This window comes from Mucilaginibacter ximonensis (assembly GCF_042686265.1).
Classification (GTDB): Bacteria; Bacteroidota; Bacteroidia; order Sphingobacteriales; family Sphingobacteriaceae; genus Mucilaginibacter; species Mucilaginibacter ximonensis.
In genome coordinates this window covers 164,338-178,113 of sequence record NZ_JBHUPD010000003.1, presented here as the reverse complement: position 1 = coordinate 178,113, position 13,776 = coordinate 164,338, and the positions used below count along the sequence as shown (strand labels likewise).

13 protein-coding genes and 1 tRNA gene are annotated in these 13,776 nt (G+C 46.8%); 4 read left to right on the top strand and 10 right to left on the bottom strand.

The features are described 5' to 3' along the window. Both ACFS5N_RS14695 and ACFS5N_RS14690 read right to left on the bottom strand, forming a co-directional pair. Complete coding sequence (locus tag ACFS5N_RS14695; RefSeq protein WP_377187048.1) at positions 1 to 2,520, bottom strand: cation-translocating P-type ATPase; 2,520 nt, start codon at positions 2,518 to 2,520, stop codon at positions 1 to 3. A gap of 19 nt (positions 2,521 to 2,539) precedes the next feature. Next, a complete protein-coding gene (locus ACFS5N_RS14690) occupies positions 2,540 to 3,397 on the bottom strand; it encodes a universal stress protein (RefSeq protein WP_377187045.1) in 858 nt (285 codons plus the stop codon). A 128-nt stretch (positions 3,398 to 3,525) separates the two neighbouring features. Here ACFS5N_RS14690 and ACFS5N_RS14685 point away from each other — a divergent pair, with 128 nt between their 5' ends. Genes ACFS5N_RS14685 through ACFS5N_RS14675 form a run of 3 tightly spaced genes read left to right on the top strand, consistent with a single transcriptional unit; the run spans position 3,526 to position 5,696 of the window. Then, positions 3,526 to 4,011, top strand: coding sequence for a hypothetical protein (locus ACFS5N_RS14685; RefSeq protein WP_377187042.1), 486 nt, complete (start codon positions 3,526 to 3,528; stop codon positions 4,009 to 4,011). A gap of 44 nt (positions 4,012 to 4,055) precedes the next feature. Beyond that, the gene (locus ACFS5N_RS14680; RefSeq protein ID WP_377187039.1) at positions 4,056 to 4,619 is read left to right on the top strand and encodes a CDP-alcohol phosphatidyltransferase family protein; all 564 of its coding nucleotides are present in this window, start codon (positions 4,056 to 4,058) and stop codon (positions 4,617 to 4,619) included. Between the two features lie 6 nt (positions 4,620 to 4,625). After that, positions 4,626 to 5,696, top strand: a complete 1,071-nt coding sequence (locus tag ACFS5N_RS14675) for an AI-2E family transporter (RefSeq protein WP_377187036.1) — start codon at positions 4,626 to 4,628, stop codon at positions 5,694 to 5,696. Positions 5,697 to 5,920: 224 nt separating this feature from the next. On the opposite strand, the gene adhP is transcribed toward ACFS5N_RS14675, so the two are convergent. The 7 genes from adhP to ACFS5N_RS14640 all read right to left on the bottom strand — a co-directional run bounded on the left by adhP (position 5,921) and on the right by ACFS5N_RS14640 (position 12,441). Further along, complete coding sequence (adhP, locus tag ACFS5N_RS14670) at positions 5,921 to 6,940, bottom strand: alcohol dehydrogenase AdhP (protein ID WP_377187033.1); 1,020 nt, start codon at positions 6,938 to 6,940, stop codon at positions 5,921 to 5,923. 32 nt (positions 6,941 to 6,972) lie between these two features. Then, a complete protein-coding gene (locus tag ACFS5N_RS14665; RefSeq protein ID WP_377187030.1) occupies positions 6,973 to 7,590 on the bottom strand; it encodes a YceI family protein in 618 nt (205 codons plus the stop codon). Positions 7,591 to 7,605: 15 nt separating this feature from the next. Next, the gene (locus ACFS5N_RS14660) at positions 7,606 to 8,013 is read right to left on the bottom strand and encodes a hypothetical protein (protein WP_377187028.1); all 408 of its coding nucleotides are present in this window, start codon (positions 8,011 to 8,013) and stop codon (positions 7,606 to 7,608) included. 15 nt (positions 8,014 to 8,028) lie between these two features. Then, entirely contained in the window at positions 8,029 to 9,375 is a 1,347-nt protein-coding gene (locus ACFS5N_RS14655; protein ID WP_377187025.1) for a hypothetical protein, read from the bottom strand. Positions 9,376 to 9,377: 2 nt separating this feature from the next. Continuing rightward, positions 9,378 to 9,968 carry a YceI family protein gene (locus ACFS5N_RS14650; protein ID WP_377187022.1) on the bottom strand — a complete coding sequence of 197 codons (591 nt, stop codon included), beginning with the start codon at positions 9,966 to 9,968 and terminating at the stop codon, positions 9,378 to 9,380. Between the two features lie 163 nt (positions 9,969 to 10,131). Then, on the bottom strand, positions 10,132 to 10,983 hold the full coding sequence (locus tag ACFS5N_RS14645) for a universal stress protein (RefSeq protein ID WP_377187019.1): 852 nt from the start codon (positions 10,981 to 10,983) through the stop codon (positions 10,132 to 10,134). Between the two features lie 54 nt (positions 10,984 to 11,037). Continuing rightward, positions 11,038 to 12,441 (bottom strand): NAD-dependent succinate-semialdehyde dehydrogenase, encoded by a 1,404-nt coding sequence (locus ACFS5N_RS14640; protein WP_377187016.1) that lies wholly within the window; start codon positions 12,439 to 12,441, stop codon positions 11,038 to 11,040. 617 nt (positions 12,442 to 13,058) lie between these two features. Here ACFS5N_RS14640 and ACFS5N_RS14635 point away from each other — a divergent pair. Next, entirely contained in the window at positions 13,059 to 13,565 is a 507-nt protein-coding gene (locus tag ACFS5N_RS14635) for a hypothetical protein (RefSeq protein WP_377187013.1), read from the top strand. 135 nt (positions 13,566 to 13,700) lie between these two features. Here the strand turns inward: ACFS5N_RS14635 and ACFS5N_RS14630 are convergent. After that, positions 13,701 to 13,773 (bottom strand) — tRNA-Phe (locus ACFS5N_RS14630). Between the last annotated feature and the right edge of the window lie 3 nt (positions 13,774 to 13,776).

Genomic DNA, 13,776 nt, shown 5'->3' with positions numbered 1-13,776 from the left:
TTAAACCTTAAAGCCATGATCCATCTTTTTTCGCTTCCGCCATTTCAGCAATTCAAACCAGCTGACAGATAGCAGCCCGATTGTAATACTGACGGCCGATTCCGAAACGTTTAGCGGTACGAAGCCAAAGAAATTCCGCAGGGGGCCAATAAAGATCAACGCTGCAGAAAGTGCTACTGTTAACCCGATGATCAGCAGCACCAGGTTGTTTCGATACTTGATAGTTGTCAATATTGAATAATAAAACGAACGGTTGACCAGGGTGAGCAGAATATTAGCCGTGATCAGGCAAACAAATACCATTGTCCGCGTCAGTGGCTCGCCAGCCCCATGATTGACCGCATATTGATAAGTGGCCAGGGTACCCCCGGTTATCACCAGGCCTTGTATTACGCTTACCATTAACTCCTTCCAGTGAAAGAAAGTGTTACTGAAAGGTCGCGGCTTTTGCAGCATCGTGTTTCTTTCCATCGGCTCGTTCTCGTAAATGATCGAGCACGTAGGCCCCATGATCAGTTCGAGGAAAATAATGTGCACGGGTGAAAAAATATTAGGATATACCCAGCCTAAGGCCAGCGGGATAAACACCGTCAGTATAATCGGAATATGAATGGAGATGATGTATTGAATGGCTTTTTTCAAATTGGCATAAATTCGCCGGCCCATAGCGATGGCTGTGACCATTTTCGAAAGATCATCTTCCAGCAAGATCAGGGATGCGGCCTGTTTAGCGATCTCAGTACCCTTTTTACCCATGGCAATGCCAATATGGGCAGCCTTCAGCGCAGGACCATCATTAACCCCGTCGCCGGTCATGGCCACAATTTCATTTTTTGCTTTCAGGGCATCAATGATCTTTAGCTTAGCTTCCGGGAACATGCGGGTAAAGATATTCGCGGTTTCCACCTGAGTGCTAAGCGCTTTATCAGGAAGGGCCATCAGTTCGTCACCGCTTATGCATTGATCAGCGCCCTGAAAACCAATCTGCCGGGCAATGGCGCCGGTGGTTGCCGCATTATCGCCGGTAATGATCTTAACCGCGATACCAGCGCGATAAAACTGCTGTAAAACAGCACTAATATTCTTTTTAGGCGGATCATAAAAGGCCACCAGTCCTTTAAACTCGAAGTCAAATTCCTGTTGCTTGACAGGAAAATCATTTCGTGTAAAACTGGCTTCCCCCACAGCCAATACCCGGTACCCGTCCGCAGCCATTACTTCAATGGCGCCGGCAATCCGCTTTTTCTCATCACTGTTTAAATGACTGATGCTTATCAATGCTTCCGGTGCGCCTTTAGCGGCAATGATCCGGTGCCCGGTTGCATTCTCAAACAGATGGGTCATCATGGGCGGTTTGCCGCCCAACGGATATTCATGGATCATTTGGTAATCAGGCCGTTCATCTTTAAGCCCGGAGCTGGTATAGGCCGCGTGCAAAGCCACCTCCATCGGATCGAAGGGTATCGGTTCGCTGGCCCACATGGCTAGGCTCAACAACTGCTGTTCTGCCGCAGCAAACAGCTTTGCGTTAGCATCCATGATACGGTTTTCCTGAAGGGTATACACTTTGGCCAGGCTCATTTTATTCTCGGTTAGAGTACCGGTCTTATCCGTACAAATCACCGAGGCGCTACCGAGGGTCTCTACCGTTTTCATTTGTTTAACCACGATGCCCATTTTCATCATCCGCCACGCGCCCAGCGCCATAAAGGTGGTGAACGCGACTGGGATTTCCTCTGGCAAAATGCTCATCGCCAGCGTGAGCGCTTTGATGAGGCTATCCAAAATATTCGCGGTATGCGCATAGTTGATCGCCCATACCGCCAAAAACACAATCAGGCCGGCGATCACCATTTTCTTGACAAAATTATTGATCTGCCTTTCCAGGGGCGTTTTTTCTTCTTCAATGGATTCCAGGCTCTTACCGATCTGGCCCAAACGGGTTTGGTTACCAATGGCCGTAATCGTGGCGACGGCCAGACCGCTGGCCACGGTCGTCCCGTGAAAGATGAAAGGATCATCAGCGGCCTTATCTTTATATACCGGCAGCGATTCACCGGTGAGAATGCTTTCGTTAACTGAAAAATCATGTGAATGTACGATGATCCCGTCTGCTGTTATCGAAGTTCCCTCTTCAACTATCAGCGCATCGCCAACCACCAATTCTTCGCTTTTTATTTCCAAAATTTCTCCGCCCCTGATGACCTTACATTTTGGCTGTGAAAAGTCCTTCAGCTTTTCGAGCGCGTTTCGGCTTCGGGAATCCTGATACAAAGAGATACCAGCAACCAGTACAATGGCAGAAGCCAGAAAAATGCCATCGCCTGTATTTCCGCTAATAAAATAGATGCCTGAGGTAATAAGCAGTAAGATCACCATCGGCTCTTTTGCCAATCCTTTCAAAGCATCGCCAAACCCGTTTTGTTTTTTAAATGACAGGCTGTTTGCTCCATACTTTGCCCTTGCAGCAACCACCTCTTTGTTGCTTAGTCCGGATAAGTTAAAATTATTTACGGCCATCTGTTTGATAGATTAATCATCAGTTCATTTCAGCAGGAATAACCATTAACGGTATATGCTGGTTATCCAAAGCAGCCGCCGTTGTAGAACGATCGAACAGCCCTGAAAAAAAACCGTCCCGGTGATGAACTAATGCCAGCAGGTCTGAGCCATCGCCTTTGCATAGGCTGCTTAATTGTTGCGTAACATTCTTCCCACTGATCTCCCGGTAGGTGATATCCTGCTGTTTGATCGAGTTGATATACGCCAGAATGGCCCCTTCTTTTACCGGATCGTCCTTTTCTTCCCGCAGGGAAACGTGAACGATCTCCAGGTGGAAGCCGAGTTGTTTACCTAAGTCGATCAGGTAACTGATTGCGTTTATCGCGGATAATTCAAAGGAAATGGCAAGTGTTACTTTTTTAGGCGCATTCAGTTCGGCCTTAAGCGGAATGATCAGCACCGGGCAGTTCGCGTGATCAATCACATCCATCGTATCGCTGCCAAAGATCAGGTGATCGATGGCGCTGCCGGTACGGCTGCCAATCACTACAAGCCCTATGTTATTTTCCCTGATGATCGCCGCGGTATTTTTTCCCAGCGAACCTTCCCCGCATTGATAATCGATTTTTGGTTTAAACCCGTCTTTGGCCAATTCTGCCATCATCTGGCGCAGTTGAATAGCTAACTGGCTGAGTTTGGCGGTGCTTTCATCTTTCCTGAAGACCAACTCGTCTATCACCCAGGGACCGCCGGCATAACTCGGGAGTATAGGATGGTCATAATAAGTATGATAAAGCAAAATATCGGCCTTCAATGGTAGGGCAACTTTCGCGGTGGTTTTTGCAGCATGATCCGCATTTTCAGAAAAGTCGGTGAGCATCAGGATCGTCTTCATAAGGCTTTTTTTTAAATCCTAAAATTGGCGCTTTATGGGCTAAAAATAAATGACGAGGATCAGTAATGCACTTGACAACAATTATTTAAACCGCGTGCGCAAATACCGATCTTCGATAAAAAAATGTCATGAACGAGACACATATCCATCTCCTGATTACCCACCTGCCTATTGTTGGTGCTGCGCTGGGTGTCCTTGTTTTGATCCATGGAATATGGAACAAAAGCGATACGACCTTGACCGCCGCCTATAACCTGCTGATCATCTCTGCCATAGGCGCCGGCATTGCTTATGCAACCGGCGAAGGTGCCGAAGAAACGGTTGAGCATTTACCGGGCATATCGAAAAATGTGATCGAAGAACATGCGGAGTCGGCCTTGATCTCGTTGATCAGCTTAATGATCATGGGCGGTATCGCCGTTATCGGGCTTTTTGTTACGCTGAAAAGCACTGCCTTCACGCGGCCGGTCGCATTGCTTGCACTCACCGCAGCATTAGTTGGCTTCGGACTCATCGCCCGGACAGGCTATTTAGGCGGGCAGATCAGGCATACCGAAATCGGAACGGACGCAATGTCTCCGTTGAAGGGTGGAAATGGCAAGGACAATGACTAAAATCTGCCATGCCGATCAAGCCCATACATAAACCCGGTTATTATATGGTCAATGCAATCACCTTTTACAGGTTATTGGCAGCTCCGGTACTCTTGACGTTATTATTCTATGACCATCTGACTGTTTTTAAATGGCTGCTGGCTGTCAGTTTCCTTACCGATGCAGTAGACGGCTACCTAGCGCGCAAATATCAGGTAACCAGCGTCTTCGGGTCTATCCTGGATTCTGTTTCTGACGACCTGACCATCGCGGTGGCGATATTCGGTATCATCCTGGTGAACCCGGAGTTTCTGCGAAAAGAACTGGCGTTGGTTGTAATACAGCTCATACTTTTTGTCACTCAAATTTGTTCTGCACTGATCCGCTATCATAAAATCAGCAGTTTTCACACCTACCTGGCCAAATTTGTCACGGTTTTCCAGGGCATATTCCTGGTCGTTTTCTATTGGCTGCCTGAGCCGGTTTATCCACTATTCTATGTGGTATCAGCTTTGACTATTCTCGACTTATTGGAGGAAATCATTCTCGTCGTGGTAATAGCCCAATGGGAAACGGATGTGAAAGGCCTGTATTGGGTAATAAAAAAACGTAGCCTACAAAAAGCGTAGGTGATCATGAAAAAAGAAATGCCAGTCACCGTAAAGCGGGCCATCGAACTGCTGGGCCTCTTTGTCCTGGGGTCGATCATCGCGGCCGGAAACACCATCATCATGCCTTTGTTAATGGCCTTTTTTTTTAGCCTGGTGCTTTTGCCGGTATTCCGTTTTTTTAGAAAGATCAAAGTGCCTGAAGTGATCGCGGTCTTTTTGCCGATCCTATTATTGACTATCGTCGCTATTCTGCTCATCTGGCTTTTCTCCAGCCAGGTCAGCGCCCTGCTGGATGACTTTCCGAAGATCCAGCGTACCGTAGCCAAACACCTGGACGACCTGAGTGTCTGGATCAGCCGGTCCTTTGGCTATTCGCCGGCAGAGCAGGTAAAATTCATCAACACGCAGAGTCAAAAACTTTTCAGTTCCCTGGGCGGCGTCTTGAGCGGTGCAGTGGGGTCTTTGTCAGGCATTATCATATTTCTCGGCCTGCTGCCCATTTATATCTTTTTTATTATGCTGTACCGGAACCTTTTTATCCGGTTCACGCTAATGTGGTTCCCTAAAGAACAGCATCTACAAGTTGAAGCGGTAATCCGGCAGACCGAAGTGATGGTCAAAAGTTACCTGATCGGCCTACTGATACAAATCACCTATATCATTATCCTTTTGGGAGGAGGCTTATGGCTGTTTGGTATACAGAATGCCTTACTGATCGGGATCATCTTTGCTTTCCTTAACCTCATTCCTTACCTGGGTGCCCTGATCGGCAATATCCTGGGTGTGCTGCTGACACTGGCCGCCTCTGACAGCCTGGCGGATGTCCTGATCGTCCTGGCCACGATCACGGTCGTGCAGTTCCTGGACAATAATATTTTGATGCCTCGCATTGTGGGTTCGCAAGTCAGGATCAACCCATTGGTTTCTATTGTCGGCATTATCGCCGGCGGGGCTATGGCCGGACTGTCAGGCATGTTTCTGGCGATGCCTTTGCTATCCATTTTAAAGCTCGTATTTGACCACACTGAAAATTATAAGCAATGGGGCGTGCTGTTGGGCGACAGCCGGCCATCAAAAAGCCGGCAGCAAGTTTAGGCCCTGGCAGAAGCCGTCGAATAAGCCTTAAAGTCCTTTTATCCCGAAGGCCTCTTTAGCTAAAGGCAAAAAAAGCTCTCAGATATTAATCTGAGAGCTTCTAAAAAGTGGTGCAGAGTTTAATTATAACACAATATTCTTTTATAATATAAAAATAATAGCAGATTTAGAGCTGAATTAAAATGGTTCAAAACCAAAGGCTTTGCTAGTATATCAGCTCTGCCTTAAGATTTGGCGATCTCCAGCACCATCCGCCCGCTGATGTCCCCTTTTTTCATATCATCAAAAACGGCATTGATGTCCTCCAGCCGGGCGGCTTTAACGGTGGCTTTAACCTTTCCCTCCACCGCAAACGAGATCGCTTCTTCCATATCCTTACGCGTTCCGACGATAGAACCACGGATAGTTGTACCATTAATGACGGTATCAAAAATAGAAAGGTCGAAATTCCCGGCAGGCAGCCCATTCAAGGAAAGCACCCCTTTGCGCCTGAGCGTACTCAGTCCCTGGCTGAAAGCAATCCTCGACGGCGCAGTGACCAGCGTACCGTGCATGCCGCCTGTTTCTTTTTTAAGGAAAGCGCCCGGGTCATTTTCCTTGGCGTTTACAATTAAATCAGCACCCAGGCTTTTGGCCAGCGCCAGTTTCTCATCGGCGATATCAATAGCGGCGACATGCAGGCCCATCGCCTTGGCATACTGTACAGCCAGGTGCCCCAGGCCGCCGATACCTGAAATGGCAACCCATTCACCGGGTTTGGCTTCAGTTTGCTTCAGTCCTTTGTAAACGGTGACCCCGGCACAAATAATCGGCGCCATTTCTGTGAAATTTATGTTGGACGGAAAACGGGCCACGTAACGAGAATCGGCTACCACATATTCGGCGAAACCACCATCCACGCTATAACCGCCATTTTGCTGTGCCTCACAAAGTGTTTCCCAGCCGGTATAGCAGTAGTCGCAGCAACCGCAGGCGCTGTATAACCAGGGTACCCCCACCACATCACCTTCTTTAATGTGCTGAACTCCACTGCCCAAGGCAGCGACGTAGCCGATCGCCTCGTGACCTGGAACTAGGGGCATCTTCGGCTTGGCCGGCCAGTCGCCCTGGCAGGCATGCAGGTCCGTATGGCATACGCCGCAGGCGATCACCTTTACCAGGATTTCATTTTCTTTTGGTTCTCTGACCCGCATTTCTTCAATATGCAACGGTTGTCCAAATCCGTGGATCACGGCTGCTTTCATTGTTTTAGGTATCATGCAAATTGTTGTTTAGTTTATAGTAATTCAGTTATATTCAATTGAAAATCGACGTTCAGCGCATCTTTGGTTTTGATCATACCACCTAATTTTGTCGGTGGTTTCAGGTTAAAATCAGAGAAATTGACCATGTGTGTGCCCTTTAGGTGAATCACTTGCTGCCTGTCCCGGTTAAGCTGGTAACTGATCTCAAATCGCCTGGTCACCCCGGCAATTTCAATTTCGACCAGGCCGTTGACCTGCGTAGGCACATCAGTGATCTGCGGCAACCGGCTGAGCGTTAAAAACCGGATGTAAAGCGCCGGAAACTGCTTTTCCTTCAGCGTTTCCCGCAACTGACGGGTCATCGCTGAAAGGTGACAGTCAAAGCTGCTGACCGGCAAGCCAATGCGGCCGGTTAACCCGACCGGCTGATCGCTTTTATCCAGGTTGACGGTCAGGGTATCCTTTCCGGGGCAGGCTGGAATCACGCAAGTGAACCTGTTGACATTTGTGCTGCCGTTCACGTTTAGGCTGCTGTTTTGGCTCACTAACCATCTTTTTACAATCGGATTGATCTTCGCACGATCGTTATTGGTAAAACCGCTAATGACCAAAAAGAGCAAGGCGCTGAAAAAATAGTTTCGGTAGTGCATTGCGTGGATCATTGATTAAGGATTGATTTTGGCGAATACCAATCCGGCGATGGTTGCCTGTGCCAGCCCGTAAAAAAACCAGCTGGAAACCATCACCAGGTTAATATCCAATGAGCTAAAGGAGATCCACATGACCGGGAGCAGCGCCGTTAAGGCATACACTAATCCAAACTCTAACCCTCTTAAAACCAGCGGACCTTTAAAAAGGCTTTTAAACCTTTCCCAGAACCAGGAAAGCGCGAAGCTGATGATGAAGGCATGTAAGTAGAACAACAGGTCACGGCTGCCATCAGAATTAAACAGGGGATTGTTGTAAGCTACGAACAGCCCGGGGAAGAACTTTACCCCCAGGTAAAGTCCCCCGTAACTGACCGGGAAAAGGATACAGCCGCCGATCAGGCCGCTGGTGATGATCTTTCTCATGCCTGGTTAAGTTGATTAAAAGGCTATGGATGCTTCCAGTAATACCCCGTTGAATTTGCCGCCATTCAGGATATTATTTGCCGGGTAGTCCTTGTACTGCTGATTGACGTATTCCGTCTTCATCATAATATTTTTGGTCAGGAACCAGCCGAATGAACCAGCTTCGCGGTTAACTTTAATATCGCCGGTACCGGCTAGGTTCATGCTAACAGTGTTGTAACGAAAACCTAACCAAAAATTTTCTTTGTCTGCAGGGAAACGGTAAATGAGGTCGCCTGCATATTGTGTAGCCCAGCGGTTGTTTAGCTCGCTGGCCGCCCGGCCGGTCACATTTTCCGCTGTACCGAAGAATTCCAGACCACGGTATTTCAGGAACAGGTTGCCCATAAAGGCATGGATCTCATTGCTAAAGCCGGGACTTACCCTACCTGAAGTAAAGTTATAGTCAACCGCTTCGTTCAGCGTTGTGGCCGCAGCTACTGCAGCGTTCTCCATCACATTATAGTAGTGAGAACCGGTGCGGTCGCCGCTCATCAGCGTATTGCTGTAATCGCTGGCGGCGGTGTAAACCGAGCCGCTGATGCGAATGCGAAAATCGTTGTTTACCTGTTTATCAAAGCCGATCTTGCCGAGCAAGGCAGGATCATTTGCAATCGGCGCTCCCGTTTTAGCATCGATCTTTGTGGATTTGACAACGGTCTCATTTAGCAAGCCGTCTGTAATGCCCCCCATAACAAATAAGCCCGATTTATGGAAGTAATAAAACTGAGCGCCAAGCTCGGTCGAAAACTCATCCATCAGGTAGTTTTCTATAAATGGGTTGTAGATGGTGTTACCACCATCTGTCCGGCGGTAGTGCTGATCACCGTAATCCACATCATTTTGACCAATGCGGATACTGACACTTTTCATGATGTCATCGATCACATCACTATGTAAAAAAGGCAGCTTGTCGAACTGGATATAGCCACCTTTAACCCAGGTATTTTCGTGGTGACGGGATGCGAGGTATTGCGTCAAATTCATGCGCACACCATCAGCCAGCTGGATATCCAGGTTCAAGTTAGCCATCGGCAATTGGAAGCCATGGGTGAGCGGCTGTAATGTTGTTACGCTGCTGGTATAGCCCGCCGGGATGTAAGAAACAGCGGTATTACTTTCTTTCAATGCCTGGTAGGTTAGCTCAAAATTACCGCCGACCTTCACTTTCAGTCCGGTAAAGGGTACTGTGTCCTGTTTGTGTGTCTCAAACACGTTGATACCGCGCTGATCGTTAGGACGGTAAAACTGAATGGTTTCCTGCGCTTTCAGGCTGAACGGCAGTACTACAATAGTTACAAGTAGAAGATAAAGATTTTTCATGATTATTTTTTATAGATTAAATTGAATTGAATATTAAGGTCGTTGTAGACTTTCATGGCGCCCAGCATAAAAGTTGGCGGTTTGATGCCAAAGTCGGTTAGCTGAATTTTTTTGGAGCCTCTGCAGGTAATCGTGTTATCTGGATTCGCGACAGCGGTTACGTCTACGCTGACAGGCTTGGTTACGCCTGAAATGGTGAGGTCGCCTTTGGCTTTGATGAAATACATATTATTATCTCCGGGGGTTACTTCGGCCGAACTGAGTTTAAAAATGATGTCCGGGTACTTTTTGGCATTCACGGCGGTGTAGGTCCGGTCATCCATTGACGCGTGTTCGCTTTTCAGGGTGGTAAAAGGCACCCGAAGGTTTAGCGTGTTCAAACTTCGGCCTGACAGATCGAATTGCCCCAGGCTTTCTGCCCCGGCTGACGTCATTACCCAGTCATGGACGTTAGAGGATCCCAGTACTTTGATGGTGCTGCCCGGCACAAGCTTATAGGACGTTTGGGCTTTCAACCGCCCCGGGGTGGCTAAAAAAAGGCTGACTGCCAAGAAGGTCGACAGTACAGCACAACGGTATTTTGTAGTTTTCATTTGTTAATTATTTATGCTCAAAATTACCTTCAGCCGATCAGCTGGCTAATGACATCAGGTAGATCAGGACGTGATCTGTATCATGTTTTTAGGTCAGAAAAAAAAAGCCTGCGATCACAGATCGCAGGCTTTTTTGATTTTTCTCAAAGCAGTTATTGAGTCGTTAGACCGATCCAGGGGAAATCAGCAACGGTTTTGATGGGCTATTCAGCATTTTGCGGACGACGCCGTTGAACAGTTGTTGTAGGCTACTGCGGCGGCGGTGAACCAGCGCTAATAAATCAACATCGATATGAACAGTTAATTCTTTTAAGCTATCTGCTACGTTCCGCCCGCATATATGTCGATACTGTGTAGTAGCGTAATTTGTTTTACCGGCGTTCTGCGTAAAAAACAGTTCAAGGGCAGATTCATCTTTATTCCCTTGGTCTTCTGCGCTGACATGTACTACCACAACCGTTGCATCAGAGAACCTGGCCAGACCAGTCAGCGAGTTTAGTATCTTGATATCACCATTATTCATGCCGGAAGCGAAAGCAATGACACCAAATGGCTTGAACCGAACCTGGTAAGGAACGATCAATATAGGCATGTTTGCTTTTTCTACGATTGCCCGGGCATGGTTCCTTTTAAAACTACCGCTGAGGTTATTGGCGCTATGTGAGCTGATCACGGCCAACAGAACATCGTGCTTAAGGGCGAGCTCATTCAACTTTTTATCAACTGTGCCTACCTCGCTGCATTGGCTGATGTCAGGACGGAAACTGTTCGACCGGGGCTGTTTGTCAATACTGGTTTTTAGTGCTGCGACTACAGCTCCGAGGTCTTGAATACTTTCTTCTTCCGCACGGCTGTAAGGATGTGAACTATTTATCGAACCATTCTCGTTTTTGTCATCTTCAAAAACATTACAAACCAACAGATTCGTCTGAAAATGCTGAGCCATGTGGAGCGCGTAGTATGCGACATACTCCGCGTTAATCGAAAAATCAGTTAATACTAAAATCGTTTTCATCAATTATATTTAAACGTCCGGTTAAATCTGGCCAAATCCACAAATATATCCGTCTTAATAAGCGCTTTCGGGAGTTGTAATTCTGATCAACTTGGCGTTAACAAATTCGTAAATAGCGGCAGGCGATTGTTCCCTGCCATAACCAGAATGTTTGGTGCCGCCAAAAGGAAGTTCAGGAGCAATGCCGGTTACGTGATTGATATAGACCATGCCGGTATCGATCTGCCTGGCTACATTAACTGCACGTTCATTATTCGAACTGAATACGCTGCCGCCTAAACCATAGTCAGTGGCATTGGCCAGCTCAATAGCCGCCTGCTCGTCTTTTACTTTGTAAAACATAAACACCGGGCCAAATATCTCTTCCTGGTAAGCCGCGGTGCCGGGCTGTATCCCGGTCAGGATCGTAGGCTCCATAAACGCGCCCGGACGGTCAATGCGGTGCCCGCCGGCTAAAACGGTCGCGCCTTGTTCCACTGCTTTTTGTATTTGTTTAATTACGTCTTCGACTGCTTTTTCACTGCTGAGGGGCGCCAGATCAGTTTGTTCGTCCATCGGGTCACCTACCTTTAAAGCGGCGAATTTGGCCTTTACTTTGTCCAGGAAGAGGTCGGCTATCGCTTCTTCTACAATCACCCTTTTTGGCGATACGCAGACCTGGCCGGCGTTCCACATGCGGCCCCGCACGGCAGCCTCGGCGGCTTGTTCCACATCGGCATCATCAAGCACAACAAAAGCATCGCTGCCGCCTAATTCTAGTGTAGATTTCTTTATATATTTTCCAGCAGCAGCGGCGATGGCAGAACCTGCCGGCTCACTGCCGGTCAGCGTCACACCTTTGATCCGCTTATCGGCAACCAAAACATCAATTTTGCTGCCCGGAATAAACAAGTTCTGGTAAACACCTGCGGGAAAACCAGCTTCCAGAAAAATATCCTCCATAATCTGCGCGCATTGCGGTACGTTGGAAGCATGTTTAAGCAGCATGGTATTGCCCGCCATCAGGTGCGGCGCTGCGGAACGGGTGATCTGGTAGAAAGGAAAATTCCAGGGCTGGATACTTAATAAAACCCCAATAGGCTCATAGCTCAGGAAAGCTGAGCCTCCGTGCGTTGCCAATGGCTGATCTGCCAGGAACTTTTCACCATTATCGGCATAATAATCAAAAATAGCGGCGCAAAGTTCCACCTCTGCGCGGCTCTCGCTCACTAGTTTGCCCATTTCCAAGGTGGCCAGTTCTTCCAGCTGTGTTTTGCGGACACGCATCAGATGTGCGACCTTACGCAGCAATAGCGCCCGCTCGGCCTGCGGCGTTTTTTTCCAGGTTTGAAAGGTAGTATCAGCCAGCGCGATCCTCGATTCGATTTGCGCATCGGTCATGACCTCGAAAGTTTTGACAAGTTTGTTATTGAAAGGGTTGACCGTTTTGATCGGTGAGTTTTGAGTGGCTGTTTCCATGGTTTTGATCATTAAAATTTATTCAAAGTTAGGGGACGGATGGCCGGAGGAAATGACAAAGAACATCCGGAGAAATGCGGCCGCTCACTTTTTCCCGGGGATCTTTTCGTCACATTTGTCTAATTAACAACAGATCATGAGTAGAGAACTAATCGAATTTTCAGACCTGATCGATGAAGCATACGATCAGCAGGCGGCTGAAGCCGACGACTTTTGGCAACAAATGTGCAACCTCTTCGTCTGACCGGAGGCTGTACCTAACTATTTATTTTTAATAGAATTACTGATGCCCGCTAGCTGGCGCTCGGACTCAGTCTTGGCATGCACAGGATTAAACCGGTATTTATAGTTTAAAATTATCGTGGCGTTCAACATCTGTCTAACGATCTGCCAGGCTTATAAAAAAGATCCTACTGATAGAAGACAATAATGATATCCGGGAGAACACCAAATTTGTACCCATCAAAAACAAAAATCGCTTAACTATTTGAAAATCAAGCGCTTTTTGTTTTGTGGTGGCTACTACACAAACATCCAACCATTTCCTTTCTGATTTACGCTTGATAGCGAATTTGGACGTGTAAATATTTCGGTTCAAATTATATCTATATTTAAATATGGAAGATTTCAGCGTCTATTATAATCTTGAAAACTATGTTAGGAATATAGTTCGAAAAAAATTTGGTCAACAAGGATATATAAACGGATTTGATTTTTTTTGCATAATTATCTGGAAAGCAAATAGAGCAAAGTCGAAAACAGCGGAAAGGCTTTTAAAAGAGAAAGCGAATTTAGATTTAACCTGCAAAGAATTAACCCAAAAGATTTCTAAGGCACCTTGCGCTAAAGAACGACTTAGGATATTATTTACTGATTATAAATTTTTATTGCCAACGGCGTCAGCGATTTTATCTGTACTTTATCCTGACGACTTTTCAGTCTACGATATAAGAGTCTGTGGAATTTTAAATGATTTCACGAAGCTGAGTAACAAAACTAATTTTGAAAAACTATGGAAAGAGTATGAGAAATATCTGATCGCAGTTAAGGCTTATAATACCAGTAAAAAAAACTTACTGAAGCTGATCAGAATCTGTGGGGGAAATCATTTTATGACGAGCTAACGACGGATATTGAAACAAATTTTGAACGATTGCTTGATAAAAAATAAAGCCTTCGGAAATTAATCTGAAGGCTTTCTGTAAAAAAATTCTTAAATAATTTTCACACTATCGTAATACAGTGCGAAAACTTTTTTGTGGTATCAGCTGGAATCGAACCAGCGACACAAGGATTTTCAGTCCTTTGCTCTACCAACTGAGCTATGATACCATC